We start from the raw sequence: 23,413 nt of genomic DNA on the forward strand, positions 1-23,413 counted from the left end.
CCTAGGGGCGCGGGGAACTGCGCGACAAGCCACAGCGCACCCGCACCCGCCGAAAGGCCGAAGGTCCCCGAGCTACTAGGCGTTCGGCCGCTCCCCCTGACCCGCCGCCCTCTCCATCTCCCGCACCCGCTCCAGCAGCGGCATCGGATCCACCCCCACCGACCCGGGCAGAAACTCCGCGATCCGTTCAACGCTCCACCCGCCGGAGGCATACGCGGCCCGCAACTCCCTCGGCTGCGCCCACACCGCGATCTTCGCCCCGGCCACGGTGTACACCTGCCCGGTGATCCCCTCCCGGGAGGCGGCGTCGGACAGCAGGTACACCACCAGCGCGGCGACATCCTCCGGCTCCCCGATCTCCGCCAGCTCCATCGGCACCCCCGCCGACATCCTGGTCCGCGCCACCGGCGCCACCGCGTTCGCGGTCACCCCGTACTTGTGCAGCCCCAGTGCGGCGCTGCGCACCAGCGAGATGATCCCGCCCTTCGCGGCGCTGTAGTTGGCCTGGGAGACGGACCCCTGGTGGTTGCCGCTGGTGAAGCCGATCAGCGTCCCGGCCCGCTGCTTCCGCATGACCGCGGACGCCGCCCGGAACACCGTGAACGTGCCCTTCAGGTGCGTCGCGACGACCGGGTCCCACTCCTCCTCGGTCATGTTGAACAGCATCCGCTCGCGCAGGATCCCGGCCACGCAGACCACACCGTCCAGCCGCCCGTACGACGCCAGCGCCACGTCCACGACCCGCTGCCCGCCCGCCATCGTGGAGATGTCGTCGGCGACGGCCACCGCCTCCCCGCCCGCCGCCTCGATCTCCTTCACCACGGCCTGGGCGACCTCACTCGCCGGTGAGCCCCCGTCGACCGCGACGCCGTAGTCGTTGACCACGACCTTCGCACCCTCGGCCGCCGCCGCGAGCGCGACCGCCCGGCCGATGCCCCGCCCGGCACCCGTGACGGCGACGACCTTGCCTGCCAAGAAGTTCCCCACGCCCGGCCCCTTCCCGTCCCACGGTTTCTGACGGACCGTTAGATTGTCGGTTCCCGAATTCTACGACCCGTCAGATACAGGAAGACAAGCCCCGGGGAGGACTCATGTCGCTGCCGGACGCGTTCCACGACATCGCCAAGCGCGTGAACAACTGGGGGCGTTGGGGCGCCGACGACGAGATCGGCACACTGAACCTGATCACCGACGAGGTCGTCAGGCAGGCCGCGGCGACCGTCCGCACCGGCCGGCGCATCCCCCTCGCCCTGCCCCTCCAGCAGGACGGTGTGCAGACCGGCGTGATCCCCGGACGCGTCAACCCCCTGCACGCCATGGTGCAGATCAACCAGGAGATCTTCGGCCCGGGCACCGTCGCGTGCAGCGACGACGTCGTGACCATGGGGCTCCAGGCGGCCACCCACTGGGACGCGCTGCCGCACGTCTCGCACTCCGGCCGGCTCTACAACGGCCGGAGTGCCGACACCGTCACCCCGCACGGCGGCGCCGGGTTCAGCGGCATCGGCACGGTCCGGCACGTGGTCTCACGCGGAGTGCTGCTGGACGTCGCCCGGGCCCGGGGCACGGACCGGCTGGACGGCGGGTACGCCGTCACACCCGAGGACCTGGACGCCGCCGAGGAGCTGGCGGGTACGCGGGTACGGGCGGGGGACGTCGTGCTCGTGCGGACCGGGCAGATCCAGGCCTGTCTGGCCGGGGACCGGCACGGCTACGCGTATCCGTCGCCGGGGCTGTCGATCCGTACGCCGGAGTGGTTCCACGCGCGCGATGTCGCGGCCGTCGCCAACGACACCCTGACCTTCGAGGTGTTCCCGCCGGAGGTCGCGGACCTCTGGCTTCCGGTGCACGCGCTCCACCTCGTGGAGATGGGCATGCCGCAGGGCCAGAACTGGAATCTCGAAAAGTTGTCCACAGCCTGTGGAGAAGCGGGCCGGTACGCGTTCCTGCTGACGGCCACCCCCGAGCCGTTCACCGGAGCGACCGGCTCGCCGGTGGCCCCCGTCGCCGTCCTGTAGGCCGTCCTGTAGGCCGTCCTGTAGGCCGACCGGCAGGCCCGCAGGCCGGCGGGGCACAGCGAGCGCGCGCCGCGCGGGCACCGGGCCGCCACCCGCTGCAGCTGGATGGCGGCGCCGCGCTGCTCGCCCCGAGCACGGCAGCGCGCGCCGCCACCCGACTCCGGCGCTCCCGCCCCGACTCCCTGGCCCTGAAGGAAGCCGACGCCGAATCGCGACTCACACTCGCCGAGGGCTGCCGTCCACCGAAGCCCTCGTCGTCCCCTCTCGGCGAATCGCTGCCCCCAAGCGTGAGCAAGCGGTCACGACCCGTCAACACCCGTTCGGCAATATGTCGCAGTTGAGGCTTTTGCCGTAGGCGCGCACGGAAGCACGTCCCGGCGCATCGCCGCATGGCCCGACCGAACCCGGCGGCCCGGTGCATCCGTGCCCCGGCCCCGCCGCACACACCCGCGGCATGTGCCGCCGTACACCGCGTCCGGCAGGCGCGGGCGCCGGGCGACAAGCCGTGGCACTACACCGCCTCGTACGCCAGACCCTCAAAAGCCGTCCCGCCGCCGTACGCCACCGCGCCACCACCGCACGAGGTCGTGAGGTCGCCGGACTTCGCGCACCGGTCCAGTTCGCACCAGATGCGCTTGCCGGTGGCCTCGACACTCCAGCCCCAGCGGTCGGCGAGGCCGTCCACGAGCGCCAGGCCCCGGCCGCCGGTCGCGTCGTCGCCGGCGCACCGGGGCACGGGGGCCCGGCCGCTGCGGTCCGCGACCTCGAGCCGGACCGTGGCCTCCTCCGTCACCACGTGCGGCAGGGACAGCCGCAGGACGGCGGGACGGCCGGTGTGCACCACGGCGTTGGTGACGAGTTCGGAGACGAGCAGGATCAGCGTCTCGGCGAGGGGTTCGTCGGCCTGTATGCCGGACCCGGCCAGGCGGGAGCGGGCCCACCGCCGGGCTCGCCCCACTTCTGCGGGGTCGGGCCGGATCTCCAGCTGCACTTGAAGCACCTGCACCGCTCACACCATCCGAACCGGCGGACACTTAGGCTCGCGCCTCACGAGGGCCACGATCGTAGCCATTTTCTGCATGGCCAGAACAACGGCCGGGACAAGGATCACGGAACGTGAATCCCTTGTGGGACAGCATGGTTGACGTACAGTCACGCCAACAAGCGCTTCGGGCATATTCCAGCGCGAAGGAGTACCCGTGCGGCATACTGTGCGACGCTCGCCGCGGGCAGTCGAACAGGCGGCGCCACGGGGTCGCACTGCGCTCGGAGCCACTCGCATTTGACACAAGGTACCGGAGCGGGCAATCGACTCCAGGCCGTAACGAGTCACACTGAGGACACAAGCCGATATCAACGCTCCGTGATTCCGGTATGCCACGATCCGCGACATCTCCGGGAGCGTGCACGGCGATACCGCAGCCAGACGGCGCGTCAGACCGTTTCGGACGCCAGAGCCGCCGCGAGCAGATCCTCACTCTGGGTGACTCCGCCCGCACGCTGGGTTCGAACCCATGCGCGTTTCAGATGCAGATGGACCTCGGACTCCCAGGTGAAGCCCATGCCGCCGTGCACCTGGAGACAGTCGCGGGCGCCGCGCACGGCGGCCTCGTCGGCGAGGATCCGGGCCGCGGCGATGTCGGCCGGGTCGGCCGTGACGGCGGCCGCGTACACCGCGGCACGGGCCGTCTCCGCCCGGACCAAGATCCCCGCGCACAGGTGCGCCACCGCCTGGAAGGCGCCGACGGGCCGGCCGAACTGTTCGCGCGCCCGGGCGTGTTGCGCCGCGAGTTCGCCGACGCGGACGGCCGTGCCGAGTTGTTCGGCGGCGCTGAGCAGGATCGCGACGGGGTCGGGTGCGGGGCGCCCGGCGGGGACGCGGTGCAGGGGCGTGAGCGGGTCGAGCGAGCGCAGGGGCACGGCCCCGGTGGCGTCCCCGCGCACGACGTCCGCCTCCGCCAGCCATTCCACGAGCCCGCCGTCCACGGCCGCGACCACCGTCTCCCCGGTGGCGGCGCCCGGTACGGCCCCGGCCGCGAGGTGGGTGGCGACGAGCGGCCCGGGCAGCAGCACCCGCCCCGCCTCCTCGAACACCAACACGGCCTCCACCAGCCCGAGTCCGACCCCGCCCTCCGCCTCCGGCATCCTCAGCGCGAAGAACCCGAGGTCTCCGAGGGCCCGCCACAACGCCCGGTCGAGCCGCGGCGACCCGGCCGTTCGACGGGCCCCCGCGGCGCCCCCGTCCGCCTCGGCAAGGCGTACTGGCCGGCCACCGGCCCCGGCACGGCCCGCCCGTTCGCCACCGACCCCGGACACACCCGCCCGCTCCCCGGCTGACGCGGAACCACTCGCCCCGCCTGCGCCGTTCTCGGAACGGACCGTCCCGTCGCCGCCCGCACCGCCACCGCCGTTTCCGGAAGAGCCGGCCCCCACCCCGCGACGGCCCATCCCCTCACCCTCCGTGCCGCCCTCCGCCCCGGCAGCACCCTCCGCGGCCGCCCGCAGGGCGTCCGCGTCGAATCGGCGGGCCAGCGCCTCGCGCACGCCCTCCCGCAGCGCCCGCTGGTCGTCCGTCAGGCGGAACCGCACAGCGCCTCACCGTCCCTTCGGCAGGTCGAGGATGCGCTCGGCGATGATGTTGTGCTGGATCTGGGAGGTGCCGGCGGCGATCGTGTACGCCAGGGAGGACAGCCGGTCGAGGGTCCATGGCCGGTCCAGGTCGAGGCAGTCGGGGCCGAGTACCTCGGCGGCGGCGTCGTAGAGCTCCTGGCGGGCGTGCGAGTAGCGGAGCTTGAAGACCGAGCCGCCGGCGCCCGGCACCCCGCCCGACGCCTGCGCCGCGCTGACGTTCCACTGCGTGAGCCGCCACAGCGCCCGGAACTCGGCGTGCAGTCTGCCCAGCCGGCGCCTGAGGCCGGGGTCGTCCCAGCGGCCGTTCTTGCGGGCCTCGACGGCCAGTTCGCCCAGCACGCGCCGGCAGGCCACGACCTCGCCGGCGAACGCCGTACCGCGTTCGAAGGACAGCGTCACCATGGTCACGCGCCAGCCGTCGTTCTCGTCCCCGACCCGGTTCGCCACCGGCACCCGCACCTCGTCCAGGAACACCTCGGCGAACTCGGCCGACCCGGCCAGCGTGCGCAGCGGCCGCACGGTGATGCCCGGCGCGTCCATGGGCAGGGCGAGCCAGGTGATGCCCCGGTGTTTGGGTGCGCCGGGGTCGGTGCGGACCAACAGCTCGCACCAGTCGGCGACTTCCGCGTGGGAGGTCCAGATCTTGGAGCCGGTCACCACGTAGGCGTCGCCGTCGCGCCGCGCGCGGGTGCGCAGGGCCGCGAGGTCGGAACCGGCGTCCGGTTCGCTGAAGCCCTGGCACCAGACCTCCTCCCCGCGCAGGATCGGCGGCAGCCAGCGCTCCCGCTGCTGTGCGGTGCCCTCGGCGGCGATGGTCGGACCGGCGTGCAACAGGCCCACGAAGTTGGCTCCCACGTAGGGCGCGCCCGCCTTCTCGGTCTCCTCAAGGAAGATCAGCCGGACGCTCGGCGGGGCGCCCCAGTGGACGTCGGCGTACCCGGCGTCGTGGAGCCGGCGCTGCCAGCCGAGGTCGTAGGCCCGCCGCCCCGGCCAGTCGTCGGGGGACGGCTGGTGCGGGAGGCCGGGGAGCACCGCCGCGAGCCACTCCCGCAGCCGGGCCCGGAAGGCGGCCTCCTCGGGCGTGTCCGACAGGTCCATCAGCGGTCGAGGTCCAGGTCGAGCATCCGGATGGCGTTGCCCCGCATCAGCTTGTACACCGTCTCGTCGTCGAGACCCTCGACGTGGTCGAGGGCGACCTCCTTGGTGTGCGGGAAGGTCGAGTCGACGTGCGGGTAGTCGGTCTCGAAGGTGGCGTTGTCGCGGCCCACCACGTCCAGGGACGCCACGCCGTGCTTGTCGCGGAAGAAGCAGCAGTACATCTGCCGGTAGTAGTACGTGGACGGCGGCTCGGGGATCGTGTCGCGCACGCCGCCCCAGGCCCGGTGCTCCTCCCAGACGTCGTCGGCGCGCTCCAGGGCGTACGGGACCCAGCCCATCTGGCCCTCGGAGTAGGCGAGTTTGAGGCGCGGGAAGCGCACCAGGACGCCGCTGAAGAGGAAGTCCATCATCGAGGCCATGGCGTTGTTGAAGCTGAGGGAGGCCTGGACGGCGGGCGGGGCGTCCGGGGAGGCGGCCGGCATCTGCGAGGACGAGCCGATGTGCATGTTGACGACCGTCCCGGTCTCCTGGCAGATCGCGAAGAACGGGTCCCAGTAGCCGGAGTGGATGGACGGCAGCCCGAGGTGGGTGGGGATCTCGGAGAAGGTCACCGCCTTCACCCCGCGTGCGGCGTTGCGGCGGATCTCCTCGACCGCCAGGCCGACGTCCCACAGCGGGATCAGGCACAGCGGGATGAGCCGCCCGCCGCTGTCGCCGCACCACTCCTCGACCATCCAGTCGTTGTAGGCGCGCACGCAGGCGAGGGCGACCTCCTTGTCGTGCGCCTCGGCGAAGGTCTGGCCGCAGAACCGCGGGAAGCTGGGGAAGCAGAGGCTCGCCTCGACATGGTTGAGGTCCATGTCCTTCAGGCGCTCCTTGGGGTCCCAGCAGCCGGGCCGCATCTCCTCGCGGGTGATGCCCTCCAGGGTCATCTCGTCCCGGTCGAAGCCGACGGCGGCGATGTTGCGCTTGTACGGGAACTTCAGGTCCTCGTAGATCCACCAGTCGGTGGGCTGGCCGTCCGGGTCCATGGTGATCCGGTACTTGCCGCCGATGTAGGCGAGTTCACCGATGCCGGCGGTCAGGGCCCTGGGGCCGCGCTCGCGGTACTTGGCCGGCAGCCAGGTGTCGAAGAGGTGGGCGGGCTCGATCACGTGGTCGTCGACGCTGATGATGCGGGGCAGTTCGGTCGCCATGGGTCCCCTCCGCCGGACGGTACTTATCTGATGCAGCGTCAGATAGCATCGCATCTGACGACTCGTCAGCCAAGCAGCGCGCCGAGGAGCAGGGGGCACCCGTGAACGAGACCCCGCACACCCTGAGTGCGTCTCGCACGCTGTGGGAGCTGGTCACCCGCCGTGCGGCCCTCACCCCCGACCGGCCGTTGTTCCACCAGGACGGCCGCACGCTCACCTTCGAGGCGCTGCGCGCCCGCGCCGAGCGGGTCGCGGCCGGGCTGTACGACATGGGCGTACGCCCCGGCACGGTGGTCGCCTGGCAGCTGCCCACCCGCATCGAGACGGCCCTGCTGTCCGTCGCCCTGGCCCGCCTCGGCGCCGTGCAGACCCCGGTGATCCCCTTCTACCGGGACCGCGAGGTCGGCTTCGCACTGCGCGAGTCGAAGGCCGAGTTCTTCGCGGTGCCGGGCACCTGGCGCGGCTTCGACCACGCGGAGATGGCCCGGCGGCTGGGCGCGAAGGGTGTCTTCGAGGCCTGGGACGACCTGCCCGACGGCGATCCGTCCCTGCTGCCTCCCCCGCCCTCGGACGGCACCGCCGTCCGCTGGATCTACTGGACGTCCGGCACGACCTCCGACCCCAAGGGCGTGCTGCACACGGACCGTTCGCTGCTGGCGGGCGGCTCCTGCCTGGCGCACGCGCTGCGCCCCTCGCCGGACGACGTCGGCTCGATCGCCTTCCCCTACGCCCACATCGGCGGCCCCGACTACACGGTGATGCTGCTGCTGTACGGCTTCCCGGCGGTGCTGTTCGAGCAGTTCGCGCTGCCGGACGCACTGACGGCGTACCGCGCGCACGGGGTGACGATGGCGGGCGGGTCGACGGCGTTCTACTCGATGTTCCTGGCAGAGCAGCGCAAGCGGCCGGGAGAGCCGGTCGTGCCGTCGCTACGGCTGCTGGCGGGCGGCGGGGCGCCCAAGCCGCCGGAGCTGTACCACGCGGTCGTGCGCGAGATGGGCGTACAGCTCACCCACGGGTACGGCATGACCGAGGTGCCGATGATCACCATGGGGGCGCCCGACGACGGCCCCGAACTGCTGGCGACGACCGAGGGACGGCCGCCGGAGGGGATGGAGATCCGGATCGTGGACGGGGAGGTGCGGCTGCGCGGGGAGGCCGTGTGCCGCGGGTACCTGGATCCGCGGCAGACGGCGGAGGCCTTCGACGAGGAAGGGTTCCTGCGCACCGGCGATCTCGGGCGGCTCACGGACACCGGGCACCTGGTGCTCACCGGCCGGCTGAAGGACGTGATCATCCGCAAGGGCGAGAACATCTCGGCCCAGGAGATCGAGGACCTGCTGCACCGGCATCCGGCGGTCGGGGACGTGGCCGTGATCGGGCTCCCCGACGCGGCGCGCGGCGAGTTGGTGTGCGCGGTGGTGGAACAGCCACCGGACGCCGACACCTTGACGCTCGCGGGCGTGACCGCCTTCCTGCGCACCGAGGGACTGTCGGTGCACAAGCTGCCGGAGCGGCTGGAGGTGGTGGACGCCCTTCCGCGGGGCGAGACCCTGCGGAAGGTGCTGAAGTACAGGCTTCGCGAACGCTATTCGGGCACGGTGAAGTAGCGGGCGAAGGCCGGGACGACCTCGGTCTCGCCGACCTTGCCGTCACCGTCCGCGTCGAGCGTGGCGGCGGCCGGTCCGGCGACGTCCTCGGGGACGCCGAGGCACTTCAGGACGCGGCCGGCCTCCTCGACCGTCACCGCTCCGTCACCGTCGGTGTCGGCGACGTCCAGAGCCGCATGCAGGAAGGGGCGGGCGATCTCGGCGAACCGGTCGGGGTTGTCGCGCAGGCGCTTGACCGCGCCGTTGACGAACTCCGCGCGCGTGATGCGCTGGTCGCCGTCGCGGTCCGCCATCCCGGCCATGCCCTGCCAGAAGGCCTCGGCACCGCCGTACAGGGCCTGCCCCTTGTCGGACCGGGCCGCCACGGCGAACTCCGTGAGCAGCGCCTTGGCCGCGCCGTAGAAGTCCTCGCGGTCGATGTAGCCGTTGCCGTCCTGGTCGAAGGTGGCGAACCGGGCGGCGATCCTGCGCTCGTACTCGCTGCTGACCATGTCTCTTTCGGGCCGCCTTACGTCGGGTGGGGTACGTCTGGGTCGGAGCGTACGACGGAGGGCGCCGTTCGGGCGCGCGAAAACGTCACTTGTGCCAAGACCGGGGGAATTCCGGGACAACGGCGTGTCGGAACGGCGACATTCGCCGTACCGTGCGTCATCGGGCCGTCACGCGGACAGGGGTTCGCCCTCGTCGCCGAGGGCGGCGTCCACATCGCCGTACACGTCGAACAGTCTGCGTACGCCCAGCGCGCCGAGGACCCGGTTGACGTGGGATCCGTCGGCCGCACCCCGGGCGGGCAGCACGAGGCGCAGCCGGCCCTGGCAGGAGCGGATCAGCCGACGGGCCGCGATGAGCACGCCGACGCCGCTGGAGTCGCAGAAGAACACCTCGGACAGATCCAGGACGAGGCAGTGATGCCCCTCGGCCACCACGTCGTGCACGCGTTGCCGCAGCATCGGCGACGTCACCAGATCCAGCTCGCCCGACACCTGGAGCACGGCCCATTCGCCCTGCTCGCCGCCGGTCACTTTGAAGGTCACCACCAAGCCCTTCGATCGCCAAACCGGAAGCAGTCCCTACGCTTCCTTGCAGCGCGGCTGCCCAGCGGCGGTTCCCTGAAACGCAACCCGGAAAACGGATACCCCGCAGAAGAGGCTTGATTTAGCCGACTTCGATCCTGTTCGATCCTTTTCCAGTCATGTCTGATCGGACGACGGCGGGGTAGGCGCGAGCCCAAAGGCCTCCGGTGCGAGCGCCGGCGCCTTCTACCACTTGCAGCCGGTCAGGGGGCGCACATTGCCACAAAGGGGCGTGCGCCACCGGACGTGCCGACTACATTCGAGGAGACATCGGGCACAGGCTGGACAGAGCACGGGCGCGGGACACGAGCAGGGGGTGAGGGGGCCGCATGGCGAAAAAGGACGTACCGCCTCGCTGGGACCGCAAGATGCAGCAGCGGCTCGCCCGCGGCGAAGCGGCCGCCCTCGGTGAGCTCTACGACCGGTTCGCCTCCCTTGTGCACGGCCTCGCCCACCGCGTGCTCGGCGACGAACGCGCCGCCGACGGCATCACCCGCGAGGTCTTCATCCACGTCTGGGAGCATCCCGACTCCTACGACCCCAGACAGGGCCCGCTGCGTACCTGGGTGGCCACCCTGACCCACCGGCTCGCGGTGCAGCGGCTGCGCGCCACCGAGACCGCCGCCCTCGCCCGCGAAGGCTCCGGCGCCACGGAGGAACTGGAGCACAGGGTGCGCCGCGCCTCGGTCGCCGCCCGCGCTGACTACATCGTGCAGTCCATGCCGGTCCCTCTGCGCTCGGCCCTGGAGCGGGCCTACTTCCAGCGCCGCGACTACCGCCAGACGGCCGCCGACCTCGGCATCACCGAGGACGAGGCCCGTCGCCGCCTGCGCCTGGGCCTGCAACTGCTCTCCACCGCCCACGACACCGAGGCACCGGGCGCCCCGCCCGGATACGGGGGTGCGGTGTGAACAGGCCGGACCGTTTCGAGGCGCACGAGGACGGCGAAGGGGACGACGGCCGCGAGGAGAAGGCCAACACCCGGGACGAGAGCGACATTCAGCATGAAAGCGGCAACAGCGGGCACGGCATCGGCTCCCCTCCGGGACCCGGCACGCCCGCCGGACCGCCCGGGCCGGGGGGACCCGAAGGGCCGGGAGGACCCGAAGGGCCGGGAGGGCCGGGAGGACCCGAAGGGCCGGGAGGGCCGGGAGGACCCGAAGGGCCGGGAGGGCCGGGAGGGCCGGGAGGGCCGGGAGGGCCAGCGGGAACGGGCAAGCCGGGCAAGCCGGACGGACCAGCGGAACCGGGCGAGCCGGCAGGAGCGGGCGGGCCGGCGGAACCGGGCGAGCCGAGCAGGCCGGACGGACCGGCGGAACCTGGCGAACCGAGCAGACCAGCGGGACCGGGCGAACCGGCAGGAGCGGGCGGGCCGGCGGGGCCGGTCCGGGCCGAGGCCGGTGATGCTCCGGAGTGCGGGGGTCCGCCGCGGATCCCGATGCCCCGGGCCTCCGTCGAGGACAGTGGGCTGCCGCTGCCCACGTGCGCGGAGCTCGGCGACCTGCCGGCGCCGCCGCCCGCCCCGCCCGTCTTCGCCCACCCCGTGCTGAAGGCCCTGCTCGGCGCCTGGGCACTGGCCGCGTGTTCGGCCGAGGAGGCCACGGCCGTCGAGGAGCACCTCGGCGCGTGCGGCTCCTGCGCCGACGAGGCCCGGCGGCTGCGCGAGGCGGTCGGGCTGCTGCAACGCCCCGAGAGCCTCGACCTGGACCCGGGACTGCGCACCCGCGTCCTGGACACCTGCCTGGAGCGGCGCCCGCCACGCATCCCGGTACCGGAGTGGGCCGCCGCGTACGACGCCGAGACCGCGCGCCTGGACGCCCTGCTGCAGGACTTCGGCGACGCCGAGTGGCACGCGCCGGTACGGCTGCGCTGGTTCCGCTCGGACGCTTCGACGAGCCGTCGCACCACCGTCGCCGGGGTCATCGCGCATCTGCTCAGCGTCGACGGCCTGGTGGCTGTCGCGCTCGGCCTGGACGACCCGCTGGGCGACGTCCCGTCCCGGCTCCCCACGCCGGCGGCCCGCACCGAGGCGTTCTGGCGCGCCTCCCACTTCCCGCCCACCCGGTCCGTCCGGGCGCCCTGGCGGGAGCAGAGCCACAGCCTCGTACGCACGGTGTCGTTCACGGGCGGCGGCGCCGGGAAGATGCCGGTGTCGTACGGCGACTTCGAACTGCCCCTGCACGACGCGATGCTGGATCGCGCCTTCGAGTGCTGGGTGCACGCGGAGGACATCGCCGACGCGGTCGACTACCCCTACGCCCCGCCGTCGCCGCGCCATCTGCACCGCATGATCGACCTGGCGGCCCGCATGCTGCCGACGGCCCTGGCCCACCGCCGCCGGGCCGGTCTGGCCTCCCCCGCGCACCACCGCCATCTCGTCGCGGCGGGCGAACCCGGCCGCAGCCTCCGGCTGGAGATCGAGGGCTCGGGCGGCGGCGAGTGGCTGATCCCCCTCGACTCCCCCGCGGCGAAGGGCTCCGCCGAGCACGAGGTGGCCCACGTGGCCCTGGACGGCGTCGAGTTCTGCCGCCTGGCCGCGGGCCACGTCCCTCCGCAGGAGGCGGCGGCGGGCCAGGTCGGAGACAGGGAGGCGATCAGGGACGTCCTGTTCGCGGCGGCTTCACTGAGCAGGATGTAGACCCCGACCTCAGGGACGCACCCCCAGGGGCGCGGGGCTCTGTCTGATGTGCGGCTCCGCCGCGTGGGCGCGACAAGCCACAAACCACCCGCACCCGCCGCCGAACTGGACGAACCGAGCTCCTAGGCGAAAATCACCGTCCGCCGTCCGTTGAGCAGAATCCTCCGCTCGGCATGCCACTTCACACCCCGGGCCAGCGCCTGGCACTCCACATCACGCCCGATCGCGACAAGCCCCTCAGGCGTCACGTCGTGCCCGACCCGCTCGACCTCCTGCTCGATGATCGGCCCCTCGTCGAGATCGGCCGTCACATAGTGAGCCGTCGCCCCGATCAGCTTCACACCCCGGGCATGAGCCTGGTGATACGGCTTCGCCCCCTTGAAGCTCGGCAGGAACGAGTGGTGGATGTTGATGATCCGCCCGGAGAGCGCCTTGCACAGGTCGTCCGACAGCACCTGCATGTACCGGGCGAGCACGACCAGTTCGACACCCTCCTCACGCACGATGTCGAGCAGCCGCCCCTCGGCCTCCGCCTTCGTGTCCTTCGTCACCGGAATGTGGTGGAAGGGGATGTTGTACGACTTCACCAGCTCGGCGAAGTCCGTGTGGTTCGACACGACCCCGGCGATCTCCACCGGCAGCGCCCCGGTTTGCGCCCGGAACAGCAGGTCGTTCAGGCAGTGCCCGAACTTGCTGACCATGAGCAGGATGCGCATCTTCTCGTCGGCCCGGTTGATCTGCCAGTCCATCTGGAAGGAGTCGCCGATCGCCGCGAAGCTGGCCCGCAGTTTCTCCACGGTCACCGGGGCGTCCGCCGAGAAGTGGACCCGCATGAAGAACAGTCCCGTGTCGTGGTCGCCGAACTGCTGACTGTCCTCGATGTTGCAGCCGGTCATGAACAGGTAGCTCGACACGGCGTGCACGATGCCCTTCCTGTCCGGGCAGGAAAGGGTGAGGACGTACTGGTCGGCCGGGACCGCGGCGCTGGTGGACTGCTCGTTCATGCAGGACAGGTTCCCACAAGGAACGACACCACCGGCAATCGTCCCGCAGGGCGGACCCCCGGCGGAACCGCCGGGCCGGCCCGGTCGCGAGACCGCTACGCGGACCTGGTCACGATCCGCAGCACGTCCAGGCTGCTCGGCGCCGCGTCCGGCTCCTCGCCGTCGCTCGTGGCGAGCCGCACATGCGCGTCCCGGGCCGCCTGGACCGCCTCCGGCCACGCCTCGTGCTGGAGGTACGCGGCGACCGGCGCGTCCGGTCCGACCTGGTGCATGATCCGCAGCACCCGCAGCACCGCGGTGTCGACGAGGGCCGCCTCCTGCGAGTCGCGGAAGATCGTGCCGACGTACTTCTCGGCGGACCAGTGATCCAGCCAGGTGTCCTCGACCAGCCGGTACACCGCGTCGGTCACGTCACCGTAGCCGTCCACACCGGCCAGCCAGACGTCCCGCTGGAACCCGGGGTCGGAGAGCATGTGCAGCGCCGAGCGCACGTTGCTGCGCCAGCGCCACCACGGCATGTCATTGACAGGCATGCCGCCCATGGTGGATGAGCGACGGCCACGACGGGAAGAGTTCTCCGAAGCTTGCACGGTCATCGATCGTACGTTCCCCTCCACATCGGTCACACCGGCCCCTGCAATTCACCTGTGCGTCACCGATTGTCGATCCGGTATCACGCACGGGTTGGCCATGTGACGGAATCGTGCGGAACCATGACCGGCAGGCGACACACCCGCAGCACATTCCTCCCCGGCCTCCTCACCCGTCACGCCAGACACGGCATCGTCTCGGCGGGCACGGCGGTCGCGTGCGCGTCGCTCCTCGCCGGATGCGGGGTCGTCCCCGGCACCACGGGGGATGTCGGGGACGACACCATCACCGTCATGACCTGGGCCCCGCAGGACACCAAGGCCACCAACAAACCCGGCATGCCCGCCTTCGCCCGCGCCTACGCCCGCTGGATCAACGCCAAGGGCGGGATCAACGGCCGCAAGCTCAACGTGCTGACCTGCAACGACCACAACGACAGCGTGGACGCCGCGAAGTGCGCCCGGCGGGCCGCCAAGGAGAACGTCGTCGCGGTCGTCGGATCCTACAGCCAGTACGCGGACTCCTTCTTCCCCTCGCTCGAGGGCGCGGGCATCCCCTACATAGGCGGCTACGGCATCACCAACGCCGAGTTCACCAGCCCCCTGTCCTACCCCGTCAACGGCGGGCAGCCCGCACTGCTCGCCGGTCTCGGCAGCGCTCTCGCCGGTTGCGGACCCGTCGCGCTGATCCGGCCCGACACCATCGCGGGCGACCAGCTGCCCCCGCTGCTCGACTCCGGCCTGAAGGCGGGCGGGCACCGGGCCTCGAACGACCAGCGGGCGGCGGAGGACGCCACCGAGTACGACGGCCAGGCCGAGCGGGCCCTGCGCACGACGGCCGGCGACGCGACGGACGACGGGTGCGTGGTGCCCGCGCTGGGGGACCGCAACGGCACCTTCATGGACTCCTTCCGGCGGGCCCGGGAGGACTTCCCCGAGGTGCGGACCGCGACCGTGCTGGGCAGCGTCGACCAGACGGTGATCGACGCGACCGGCGGGGCGACGGGCCCGTACGAGGGCTCGTACATCACCGGCTGGTACCCGGTGGCGAGTGATCCGCGCTGGGACGGGATGAAGCAGGTGATCCGCGAGCAGGCCTTCGGTGACAACCGCATCGACCCCGCGGACGCCGGAGTGCAGACCACGTGGATCGCCTACACGGTCTTCCGGCAGATCGTCGAGTCGCTCGGCGACGGCGAGGTGAGTGCCGACACCGTGACGCAGGCCCTGGACGACGGCCTGCAGGTCGGCACGGGCGGACTCACGCCGAGGCTGCGGTGGCGATTCCAGGACAAGCTCGCCGCCGTGGGCTTCCCACGCCTGGTCAACGCCAACGTGACCCTTCAGGTGGTGCGGGACGGGCGGCTGGTCTCGGCGCGCAAGGGCTTCGTCGACACGACGCGGACGCTGGAGAACGCCGACCTGAACGACTGAGCCTCCCCGCTCGGGTGGTTCACGCCGAGCGGGCCGTCCCCGTCACAGCCGCTTCGGTGTCTCCGTCACAGCCGCTTCGGCGTCTCCGTCACAGCTGCGTCGGCTGGCGCTCGGTCAGCCCGTACTTCTTAGCGATCCCGTTCCACAGCCCGGCCGCCTTGGCCTTCTCGGTGCTGGCGACGCCGCTGGCCCGGTTGCCGGCCAGGGTCTGGTTGGTGGCGCGGGCCTGGCCCTTCTTGCAGCCCTTCTTGCCGGCGGTCTGGTCGGCCCAGGCCGCGTAGTGGTTGTCGGCCGAGGCGGAGGCCTGCCAGGCCTTGGTGAGGGCGGTGGTCAGCGCGGCGTGGTCGGGCAGCTTGTCGACCTCGATGCCGGAGAGCCGGGTGACAAGCCCGCTGCGCTGCTTGGCCGCGTCCCGCAGGTTCTTGGCCGCCTGGGGGAGGTTGTCGCAACCCTTGACGTCGGCGACCGCGTTGATCACGGTGCTGCGGCTGTTGCCGCTGTCGGAGAGCAGCTTGTCCAGCTCGACCGCCTGGGCCCGGGCCGGGTCGGCCGACGGCGAGGCCGAGCCGTCCGTCGCGGGGGCCGAGGCGGCCACGGTCTTCTTGTCGCCGCCGTCCTCGTCACCGCCGCCTCCGCCACCGGCGAGCAGCGCCCCCGCGCCGACGCCGAGCACGGCGATGCCGATGCCGACGGCGGCGATGACGGGGACACGCGATCCGGAACGGCCACCGCGCGAGCGGCCTCCGGCGGGCGGGGCGTGGGAGGGCTGGGGAGCGCCGCCGTACGCGGGCTGCGGCCGCGGCTGCTCGATGCGGGGCATCTGCTGGGTGGCGCCGGCCGGGCTGTCGACGCCCTGGTCACTGCGGAAGAGGTTGTCGAACTCGGCGGGCGGCTGCTTGCTCCCACCGGGCACCGGCGGGATGTACTGCGTCGCCTCGGCGTCCGGGTGCGGGCCCGACGGCAGCGGCCCGGCTCCCGCACCCGCCAGGGGCCCGGTCCCGAGGTACCGCGTCGCCTCCGGGTCCTCCCCGGCAGGCATCTCGGGCGGCAGCGCCCCCGGGGACACCGGCGGTATGTACTGGGTCGCCCCCTCGTCGGCGGCCTGCGCGACGGGCGGCAGGTACTGCGTGGCCGCGGCGTCCCCCGCGACGGGCGGTATGTACTGGGTCGCGCCCTCGTCGGCGGGCGCGGGCAGCGGGGCGCCGCCGTACGACTGCTGGGGGGCTCCCCCACCCGGAGCGCCGTAGGCCCCACCGGCGGCCGGCTGACCGGCCCCGTACCCACCGGACTCCGGCTGCTGCCGGGCTCCACCCCCACCCGGAGCGCCGTACGCCCCACCGGCGGCCGGCTGACCGGCCCCGTACCCACCGGACTCCGGCTGCTGCCGGGCTCCACCCCCACCCGGAGCGCCGTACGCCCCACCGGCGGCCGGCTGACCGGCCCCGTACCCACCGGACTCCGGCTGCTGCCGGGCTCCACCCGCGGCGGGAGCGCCGTAAGCGCCGCCCCCCTGCGGGTATCCGTAGCCGGAGCCTCCGTGCGGCTGGTCGGGCCCGGCGGAGCCCTCCGGGGGCAGCGGGGCGCCCCCGCCCGCGGCGCCGTACGGGGCGTACCCGGCGGTGCCCGCGGGCGGCTGGGCCGTGCCGTACGGGTCGGGGTTCGCCGGTGTGCCGGCGTACGGGTCCGGGGACCGGGTGCCCTCCGGGGGGAGGGCGCCCGCGGCCTGGGCGTCCCACGCGGGCTGCTCCGGCGTGCTCCACTGCTGGGGCTGGGACTGCCAGGTCTGGCCCGGCGGCGGGGGCGGGGTCTGCTGCTGACCGGGGCCCCACGGCTGGCCCCAGGTCTGGCCCTCCGCAGGGGCCGACGTCTGCGGCGCGCCCGCCGAAGGCGGGGCGGGCCGGCGGCCGGAGGCTTCGGCGGGTCCGCCCGTCATGCCCGGCAGCAGGGGTTCGCCACCGTCGGAGGGCAGCACGATGCCTTCGCGCGCGGGGCGCGCCGAGGGCTCCTCGCCCTGTCCACTCTGCGTCACCGGGACTCCTACTTATGGGGGACCTTGTGAATCGTCGGGTCACGCTACCGGGTCCCCAGAGCCCCGTGCCACGCAGCACAGGGCCCGACCGCATGCCCTGTGAGCGTGGTAACACCGGCGGGGCACGGCGCGTTGGCCTTGTCACCTCCCGCGCACGCCGCAGCCGTTTCCCGCATGTTCACGCATGCGCAGACCCTGTGTTCACGCAGCCGCCTGCAGGTCGAGCCGCGCCCCGAACTCCCTCACCACCGCCTCGTCCCGGTACGGCTCCAGCCGCTGCTGGAAGTCCTCCAGGTACTCGGCGCCCCGGTTGGACCGCAGCCCCTCCAGCAGCTCCACGGCCTTCATGCCGGTGTTGCACGCCTCCTCGATCTCGCGCTGCTGCACCTGCGCCGTGGCCAACAGCACATAGCCGATGGCCCGGCGGCGCGCCCGCGTCTCGGGATGCCCGGCCAGCGACTCCTGCGCACACCGCGCCGCCGCCTCGGCCTGCCCGAGGTCCCGGTGGCAGTGGGCCAACTCGTCGGCGAGATAGGCCTCGTCGAAGTGCGCGATCCACACCGGGTCGTCCCCCGCGGCCGGGTCGGCCGCCTCCAGTGCGCTCACCGCACGCCCCGCCGCGGACTGCGCGGCGCGCACGTCGCCCATGAGGGCGTGCCCGCGCGCCTCCGCCGCCAGGAACATCGACTCCGCCCGCGGCGACACGCGCCCCCGCGCCCCCTCCTGCGCCGCCCGCGCCAACTGCGCGATCTCCCGCGGATTTCCGAGCTGCGCGGCGAGATGGCTCATGGAGGCCGCGAGGACGTACCCGCCGTAGCCGCGGTCCCCGGCGGCCTGCGCCAGCCGCAGCGCCTGGATGTAGTAGCGCTGGGCCAGACCGGGCTGGCCCGTGTCGACGGCCATGTACCCGGCGAGCTCCGTCAGCCGGGCCACCGCGGCGAACAGGTCCCGCCCGACCGCCTCCCGGTACGACCCCGCCAGCAGCCCCGAGACCACGCTGTTGAGGTAGTGCACGACGACCGGCCGCACATGCCCGCTGCCGTACTGGTGGTCGAGGTCCACCAGCGCCTGCGTCATGGCCTGCACCGCCTGCACGTCGGACTGCCCCACCCGCGGCCCCGCCGAGCGCGACACCTGCGCGTCGGGCGCGGAGATCAGCCAGTCCCGGCTGGGCTCGACCAGCGCGGACGCCGCGACGGAGGAGCCGGACAGGAAGTCCCGCCGCCCCACGTCGCTGCGCCACAGCTCGCAGACCTGCTCGATGGCCCCCAGTACCGTCGGCGAGAACTGCAGGCCCACGCCCGAGGCGAGGTTCTTGCCGTTGGCCATGCCGATCTCGTCGATCGTGACCGTACGGCCGAGTTTGCGGCCCAGGGCCTCGGCGATGATCGCCGGTGCCCGGCCCCGTGGCTGCTGCCCGCGCAGCCAGCGCGCCACCGACGTCTTGTCGTAGCGCAGGTCGAGGCCGTGTTCCGCACCGCACATGTTGACCCGGCGGGCCAGGCCGGCGTTGGAGCATCCGGCTTCCTGGATGAGCGCCTGGAGCCGTTCGTTCGGCTGCCGGGCGACGAGCGGCCTTGCGGCCATGACATACCCCCTGTGGCTGCGGTGCCTGCCCACGCACCGAGTTGTGTGTCTTCCGCGGCCGAGCCCCTCACGTCCCAGCTAAAAGATCCGGCCGTGAAGATCAATGCCCCGCCCACCAGGTGAAAATGCGAGGCATGTGAGGATTGCCGGGGTAACGGCTGTTGCCGGCCCCACACCTGGCTACCCAGCTCCGGCCACCGTTCCTCCTGCGCGCCCCCGCACATGCACCCATGCGCCCCGGGAACAGGGGCGATGCTCTCCCCCGCGCACAGGGACGGGCGTAACCCGTGGTGACGACCAGAGTTGTGTTCATCGTGGAAGAGACGATCGCCGGCACCGAAGCCGCTCAGATCCCGAAGCAGCGCGGGGAATCGCTGCTGGAGACCGCTGTTCGCTACGCCGAGGAGCGCCACTGGGACGTGTTCCCCGGCACCTGGCTGGAAGCCGTCGAGGGCAGCCAGCGCTGCTCCTGCGGTGACGCGGCGTGTCCCGCGCCGGGGTCGCACCCGGCGCGTCCGGACTGGGCGACGCAGGCGACCGGCAGCGCGACGGTCGCGCGGCGGATGTGGCAGAAGCAGCCGACCGCGTCGATCCTGCTGCCGACGGGGCGGACGTTCGACGCGATCTCCGTGCCGGAGACGGCCGGGTTTCTCGCGCTCGCGCGGATGGAGCGGATGGAGCTGACGCTCGGGCCGGTGACGCTCACGCCGGACCGGCGGATGGAGTTCTTCGTGCTGCCGGGGGCCGGGGTGAAGGTGCCCGATCTGGTGCGGAAGCTGGGGTGGTCGGTGTCGTCGCTGGATCTGACCGTGCTGGGTGAGGGGGCGTATGTGGCTGCGCCGCCTACGCGGTTCGGGTCTCGGGGGGCCGTGCAGTGGGCCTGCCGGCCGACCCCGGCCAATCGGTGGTTGCCGGATGTGGAGGAGTTGATCTCGCCGTTGGCCTATGCGTGCGGCAGGGATCGATAGCCGCGCCTCTTCCTCTGCCTGGTTGCCGTTGTTCGGCGACTGCCGGTCGCCTGTGGTCGATCGGGCAGTTCTCCGCGCCCCTGAAAGAAGGGCGCCGGCCCACCGTAGGGTTCTCCGTGACGGAGGGAGGCGCGGTGGGGACCAGCGCTGTGCGTGTGCAGGGGCTCTGGAAGCGGTTCGGGGAGCAGGTCGCTGTTGCCGGGGTCGATCTCGAGTTGCCCGCGGGCAAGTTCATCGGGCTCGTCGGGCCGAACGGGGCCGGGAAGACCACCACCTTGTCGATGGTGACCGGGCTGCTCCGGCCCGACCACGGGACCGTCGAGGTGGTCGGGCACGACGTCTGGCGGGACCCCGTCGAGGTGAAGGCCCGGATCGGGGTGCTCCCGGAGGGGCTGCGGCTCTTCGAGCGGCTGTCGGGGCGGGAACTGCTGGCGTACACGGGGCGGTTGCGCGGGCTGCCCGGTGCCGAGGTCGACAAGCGGGCCACGCAGCTCCTCGACGTCCTCGACCTGGCCGGGGCCCAGCACAAACTGGTCGTCGACTACTCGACCGGCATGCGCAAGAAGATCGGGCTCGCCACCGCTCTCCTCCACAATCCCGAAGTGCTGTTCCTGGACGAGCCGTTCGAGGGCGTCGATCCCGTCTCCGCGCAGACCATCCGGGGCGTCCTGGAGCGGTACACGGCCTCGGGCGCCACGGTCGTGTTCTCTTCCCACGTCATGGAGCTCGTCGAGTCGCTGTGCGACTGGGTCGCGGTGATGGCCGCCGGGCGGATCCGCGCCACCGGCACCCTCGCCGAGGTGCGCGGGGACGCGCCCTCGCTGCAGCGGGCGTTCCTCGAACTCGTCGGCGCCCAGAGCCGGGACGCCGGGTCCGACCTCGACTGGCTGGGCGGCGGGTCGCGATGACTACCCCCGCGATCACTCCCGTCTTCGTCCGGCTGAAGCTGTCGCTGCTGCGCAACGGACTGCGGCAGTCCGGCGGGCGCAAGGCCGCCTACATCACGTCGGCCGTCTTCGCCCTGCTGTTCGCCGCGCTCCAGCTGATCGGCCTGATCGCGCTGCGCGGGCACGCGCACGCCGAGTCGGTGGTCGTGCTGGCCGTGGCGGTGCTGGGCCTCGGCTGGGCGGTGATGCCGCTGTTCTTCCCCAGCGGCGACGAGACCCTCGACCCGACCCGGCTGGTGATGCTGCCGCTGCGCCCCCGGCCGCTGGTACGGGCGCTGCTGACGGCCTCGCTGGTGGGCATCGGGCCGTTGTTCACGCTGTGTCTGCTGGTCGGCTCCGTGATCGCGGTGGCGCGGGGCGGGGCCGCGTTCGCGGTGGGTGTGCTCGCCGTCGTGCTGGCGCTGCTGGTGTGCGTGGCCCTCGCGCGGGCCGTCGCCGCCGCCAACGTACGGCTGCTGACCAGCCGCAAGGGGCGGGACCTCGCGGTGCTCAGCGGGCTCGTCATCGCGATCGGGGCGCAGGTCGTCAACTTCGGCGCGCAGCGGCTCGGGGCGTCGGGGCTGGGCGAGCTCGACCCGGTGGCCGAGGTACTGCGGTGGGTGCCGCCGGCGTCGGCGATCTGGGCCGTGCACGCGGTGAGCGAGGGCTCCTACGGTCTCGCGCTCGCGCAACTGGCGCTGACCGCGGGTGCGCTGGTGGCGCTGCTCGCGCTCTGGTCGCGGCATCTGACGCGGCTGATGACCTCGCCCGACGGTTCCACCCTGCCGAGCGCCGAGTCGGCCGCCCGGAAACGCTCCTCGACCGGACTGGGGAAGCTGCTCCCCGCAGGACGTACGGGCACGGTCATGGAGCGCAGCCTGCGGTATGTGTGGCGCGACCCGAAGACCAAGGCCGCCTGGGTGACATCGCTGGCCATCGGGCTGATCGTGCCGGTGTTCAACGCCTGGCAGGGCACCGGGTCGGTGTACTTTGCATGCTTCGCCGCCGGGATGCTCGGCATCCAGATGTACAACCAGTTCGGGCAGGACACCTCCGCGTTCTGGATGGTCGCGATGACGATCGCGTCGTCCCGGGACGCCTACGTCGAGCTGCGCGCCCGCGCGTACGCCCTGCTGCTGATCACCCTGCCGTACGCCACGCTGGTGACCGTGGTGACGACCGCCATGCTCGGCGACTGGCGGCGGCTGCCCGAGGCGCTGGGGCTGTCCTTCGCGCTGCTCGGCGCGATGCTCGCGACCGGGGCGTGGACGTCCGCCCGCTTCCCCTACTCCATCCCCCAGGAGGGCTACAAGAACGTCGCCCCCGGGCAGACCGGGCTCGCCTGGATCTCCATCTTCGGCGGGATGATGGCGGCCGCCCTGCTGTGCGCGCCCGTCATCGCGCTCACGATCTGGCTGAACGTGAGCGCCGACGGCGACGCCTGGACATGGCTGCTGCTGCCGGTGGGCACGGCGTACGGGGCGGCGCTGACGGCGGCGGGGCTGAAACTGGCCGCCCCGCGGACGGCCCGGCGACTGCCGGAGATCCTGGCGGCGGTCAGCAAGGGGTGAGGCGCCCCGGGCCGATACGGGGAGTCCCCCGTCAGTGGTCGCCCAGCGAATCCAGGAACGGCTCGATGGCGGCGCGCCAGGCCTCCGGCTGGTCGTAGTGCACCAGGTGGCCGGCGTCGGCCACCTCCGCGTACTGGCCGCGGGGCAGGACCCGGACCATCTCCTGGGCCTCGGCGCGGCCCAGCTCGCCGTCCAGACCGCGCACGACCAGGGCGGGGCAGCGGACCTGGGCCAGCTCCTCCCAGTGCGCGTCGTACACCCACGTCTCGCGGGAGCGGAGCATCTGCTCCGGTTCGAAGACCGGGCGCCAGCCGTCCGGGGACTCGGCCATCACCTCGGCGTAGAACTCGCCACGGGCCGGATTGGGCCGCTCCACCCAGGGGTCGTCCTCGCCGAACCACTTGCGGACGTCGGCGAGCGTGGCGAAGGGCAGCGGCCAGGACTTGAACCACTGGCCCCACTCGCGCTGCGAGGCGGCCCCGAGCGCGGAGGCCCGCATGTCGCAGATGATCAGTCCGCGGACCAGGTCGGGACGCTTGGCGGCGAGCTGCCAGGCGGTCAGCGCGCCCATGGCGTGGCCGATGAGGACGACCCGGGCGAGGCCCAGCTGCTCCAGGGCGGCCTCGGCGTCGTCGACGTAGGCGTCACGGGTGAAGGCGCCCTGCGGGGGCTTGTCGCTGCGGCCGTGGCCGCGCTGGTCGAGGGCGACCGCGCGGTAGCGCGCGGACAGCCAGCGGGCGGTGTACGCCCAGTGCGAGGCACGGCCCATGAGGCCGTGCAGTAACAGCACGCCGGGGGAGCCCTCCGGCGCGGTGTGCCCGTGGTGCGCCCCCTGCCCCTCCCGCACGTCCTGCGCCGGGTCGGTCTTGGGCGGGTCGCCGAACTCCCAGGCCGCCAGGCGTACGCCGCCCGTCCCGGTCACGTCGATGCGTCGCGCCATGTCTGGCACCCCCCAAGCTTCGCGCGGACCGTGGCTCCCGCCGTCCGGTCCTGTGAACCGTGTTCTGCCTGCTGTGCCTTCTGCTGTTCTTTCAGCCGTG

The 23,413-nt window shown here is 72.6% G+C and carries 20 protein-coding genes; 8 read left to right on the forward strand and 12 right to left on the reverse strand.

The window, feature by feature from the left end:
• Positions 1 to 75: 75 nt before the first annotated feature.
• Positions 76 to 987, reverse strand: a complete 912-nt coding sequence (locus FDO69_RS39200) for an SDR family oxidoreductase (protein ID WP_104788585.1) — start codon at positions 985 to 987, stop codon at positions 76 to 78.
• A gap of 104 nt (positions 988 to 1,091) precedes the next feature.
• Between FDO69_RS39200 and FDO69_RS39205 the strand changes: the two genes are divergently transcribed.
• On the forward strand, positions 1,092 to 2,018 hold the full coding sequence (locus tag FDO69_RS39205; protein WP_104788588.1) for a cyclase family protein: 927 nt from the start codon (positions 1,092 to 1,094) through the stop codon (positions 2,016 to 2,018).
• Positions 2,019 to 2,529: 511 nt separating this feature from the next.
• Here FDO69_RS39205 and FDO69_RS39210 read toward each other — a convergent pair.
• From FDO69_RS39210 to FDO69_RS39230, 4 genes are all read right to left on the reverse strand, one after another.
• Positions 2,530 to 3,009, reverse strand: a complete 480-nt coding sequence (locus FDO69_RS39210; RefSeq protein ID WP_167526774.1) for an ATP-binding protein — start codon at positions 3,007 to 3,009, stop codon at positions 2,530 to 2,532.
• Positions 3,010 to 3,452: 443 nt separating this feature from the next.
• Positions 3,453 to 4,334 (reverse strand): acyl-CoA dehydrogenase family protein, encoded by an 882-nt coding sequence (locus FDO69_RS39215; protein WP_104788683.1) that lies wholly within the window; start codon positions 4,332 to 4,334, stop codon positions 3,453 to 3,455.
• 279 nt (positions 4,335 to 4,613) lie between these two features.
• Positions 4,614 to 5,747: an acyl-CoA dehydrogenase gene (locus FDO69_RS39225; protein ID WP_104788594.1), complete on the reverse strand. Its 1,134-nt coding sequence runs from the start codon at positions 5,745 to 5,747 to the stop codon at positions 4,614 to 4,616.
• The gene (locus FDO69_RS39230) at positions 5,747 to 6,943 is read right to left on the reverse strand and encodes an amidohydrolase family protein (RefSeq protein ID WP_104788596.1); all 1,197 of its coding nucleotides are present in this window, start codon (positions 6,941 to 6,943) and stop codon (positions 5,747 to 5,749) included. Before FDO69_RS39230 ends, FDO69_RS39225 begins: the two co-directional genes overlap by 1 nt.
• A gap of 101 nt (positions 6,944 to 7,044) precedes the next feature.
• On the opposite strand from FDO69_RS39230, the gene FDO69_RS39235 reads away from it, so the two are divergent.
• Positions 7,045 to 8,553, forward strand: coding sequence for a class I adenylate-forming enzyme family protein (locus FDO69_RS39235; RefSeq protein ID WP_104788598.1), 1,509 nt, complete (start codon positions 7,045 to 7,047; stop codon positions 8,551 to 8,553).
• Here FDO69_RS39235 and FDO69_RS39240 read toward each other — a convergent pair.
• Positions 8,532 to 9,044, reverse strand: coding sequence for an EF-hand domain-containing protein (locus tag FDO69_RS39240; protein ID WP_104788601.1), 513 nt, complete (start codon positions 9,042 to 9,044; stop codon positions 8,532 to 8,534). The two genes, FDO69_RS39235 and FDO69_RS39240, sit on opposite strands and share 22 nt — an antisense overlap.
• Before the next feature lie 168 nt (positions 9,045 to 9,212).
• The gene (locus tag FDO69_RS39245) at positions 9,213 to 9,593 is read right to left on the reverse strand and encodes an STAS domain-containing protein (protein ID WP_104788604.1); all 381 of its coding nucleotides are present in this window, start codon (positions 9,591 to 9,593) and stop codon (positions 9,213 to 9,215) included.
• Between the two features lie 362 nt (positions 9,594 to 9,955).
• Between FDO69_RS39245 and FDO69_RS39250 the strand changes: the two genes are divergently transcribed.
• Together FDO69_RS39250 and FDO69_RS39255 are read left to right on the forward strand one after the other, a co-directional pair.
• Entirely contained in the window at positions 9,956 to 10,537 is a 582-nt protein-coding gene (locus FDO69_RS39250; protein WP_104788607.1) for a sigma-70 family RNA polymerase sigma factor, read from the forward strand.
• Positions 10,538 to 10,656: 119 nt separating this feature from the next.
• The gene (locus tag FDO69_RS39255) at positions 10,657 to 12,264 is read left to right on the forward strand and encodes a maleylpyruvate isomerase N-terminal domain-containing protein (protein ID WP_420878582.1); all 1,608 of its coding nucleotides are present in this window, start codon (positions 10,657 to 10,659) and stop codon (positions 12,262 to 12,264) included.
• A gap of 122 nt (positions 12,265 to 12,386) precedes the next feature.
• Here FDO69_RS39255 and purU read toward each other — a convergent pair whose 3' ends face one another.
• Complete coding sequence (gene purU, locus FDO69_RS39260) at positions 12,387 to 13,268, reverse strand: formyltetrahydrofolate deformylase (protein ID WP_104788610.1); 882 nt, start codon at positions 13,266 to 13,268, stop codon at positions 12,387 to 12,389.
• Positions 13,269 to 13,363: 95 nt separating this feature from the next.
• Positions 13,364 to 13,864: an SCO4402 family protein gene (locus tag FDO69_RS39265; protein WP_104788613.1), complete on the reverse strand. Its 501-nt coding sequence runs from the start codon at positions 13,862 to 13,864 to the stop codon at positions 13,364 to 13,366.
• A 117-nt stretch (positions 13,865 to 13,981) separates the two neighbouring features.
• Between FDO69_RS39265 and FDO69_RS39270 the strand changes: the two genes are divergently transcribed.
• Positions 13,982 to 15,292: an ABC transporter substrate-binding protein gene (locus FDO69_RS39270; RefSeq protein WP_104788616.1), complete on the forward strand. Its 1,311-nt coding sequence runs from the start codon at positions 13,982 to 13,984 to the stop codon at positions 15,290 to 15,292.
• Between the two features lie 88 nt (positions 15,293 to 15,380).
• Here FDO69_RS39270 and FDO69_RS39275 read toward each other — a convergent pair whose 3' ends face one another.
• Together FDO69_RS39275 and FDO69_RS39280 are read right to left on the reverse strand one after the other, a co-directional pair.
• Complete coding sequence (locus FDO69_RS39275) at positions 15,381 to 17,321, reverse strand: chromosomal replication initiator protein DnaA (protein WP_104788619.1); 1,941 nt, start codon at positions 17,319 to 17,321, stop codon at positions 15,381 to 15,383.
• A gap of 201 nt (positions 17,322 to 17,522) precedes the next feature.
• Positions 17,523 to 18,908 carry an NsdA family TPR-like regulatory protein gene (locus FDO69_RS39280; RefSeq protein ID WP_104788622.1) on the reverse strand — a complete coding sequence of 462 codons (1,386 nt, stop codon included), beginning with the start codon at positions 18,906 to 18,908 and terminating at the stop codon, positions 17,523 to 17,525.
• 305 nt (positions 18,909 to 19,213) lie between these two features.
• On the opposite strand from FDO69_RS39280, the gene FDO69_RS39285 reads away from it, so the two are divergent.
• From FDO69_RS39285 to FDO69_RS39295, 3 genes are all read left to right on the forward strand, one after another.
• Complete coding sequence (locus FDO69_RS39285) at positions 19,214 to 19,876, forward strand: bifunctional DNA primase/polymerase (protein WP_104788686.1); 663 nt, start codon at positions 19,214 to 19,216, stop codon at positions 19,874 to 19,876.
• 116 nt (positions 19,877 to 19,992) lie between these two features.
• Entirely contained in the window at positions 19,993 to 20,784 is a 792-nt protein-coding gene (locus FDO69_RS39290) for an ABC transporter ATP-binding protein (protein ID WP_104788625.1), read from the forward strand.
• Positions 20,781 to 22,373 (forward strand): transporter, encoded by a 1,593-nt coding sequence (locus FDO69_RS39295; protein WP_104788628.1) that lies wholly within the window; start codon positions 20,781 to 20,783, stop codon positions 22,371 to 22,373. Before FDO69_RS39290 ends, FDO69_RS39295 begins: the two co-directional genes overlap by 4 nt.
• A gap of 31 nt (positions 22,374 to 22,404) precedes the next feature.
• Here the strand turns inward: FDO69_RS39295 and FDO69_RS39300 are convergent, their stop codons facing one another.
• Positions 22,405 to 23,313 carry an alpha/beta fold hydrolase gene (locus FDO69_RS39300; protein ID WP_104788631.1) on the reverse strand — a complete coding sequence of 303 codons (909 nt, stop codon included), beginning with the start codon at positions 23,311 to 23,313 and terminating at the stop codon, positions 22,405 to 22,407.
• Positions 23,314 to 23,413 lie beyond the last annotated feature (100 nt).

Source organism: Streptomyces tibetensis (assembly GCF_007655005.1).
Lineage (GTDB): Bacteria > Actinomycetota > Actinomycetes > Streptomycetales > Streptomycetaceae > Streptomyces > Streptomyces tibetensis.

Coding starts and splice junctions, on each gene's coding strand:
- FDO69_RS39240 (WP_104788601.1), bottom strand. CDS start 9,044: ATGGTCAGCAGCGAGTACGAGCGCAGGATCGCCGCCCGGTTCGCCACC.
- FDO69_RS39300 (WP_104788631.1), bottom strand. CDS start 23,313: ATGGCGCGACGCATCGACGTGACCGGGACGGGCGGCGTACGCCTGGCG.
- FDO69_RS39230 (WP_104788596.1), bottom strand. CDS start 6,943: ATGGCGACCGAACTGCCCCGCATCATCAGCGTCGACGACCACGTGATC.
- FDO69_RS39250 (WP_104788607.1), top strand. CDS start 9,956: ATGGCGAAAAAGGACGTACCGCCTCGCTGGGACCGCAAGATGCAGCAG.
- FDO69_RS39280 (WP_104788622.1), bottom strand. CDS start 18,908: ATGGCCGCAAGGCCGCTCGTCGCCCGGCAGCCGAACGAACGGCTCCAG.
- FDO69_RS39205 (WP_104788588.1), top strand. CDS start 1,092: ATGTCGCTGCCGGACGCGTTCCACGACATCGCCAAGCGCGTGAACAAC.
- FDO69_RS39265 (WP_104788613.1), bottom strand. CDS start 13,864: ATGACCGTGCAAGCTTCGGAGAACTCTTCCCGTCGTGGCCGTCGCTCA.
- FDO69_RS39225 (WP_104788594.1), bottom strand. CDS start 5,747: ATGGACCTGTCGGACACGCCCGAGGAGGCCGCCTTCCGGGCCCGGCTG.
- FDO69_RS39270 (WP_104788616.1), top strand. CDS start 13,982: ATGACCGGCAGGCGACACACCCGCAGCACATTCCTCCCCGGCCTCCTC.
- purU (WP_104788610.1), bottom strand. CDS start 13,268: ATGAACGAGCAGTCCACCAGCGCCGCGGTCCCGGCCGACCAGTACGTC.
- FDO69_RS39295 (WP_104788628.1), top strand. CDS start 20,781: ATGACTACCCCCGCGATCACTCCCGTCTTCGTCCGGCTGAAGCTGTCG.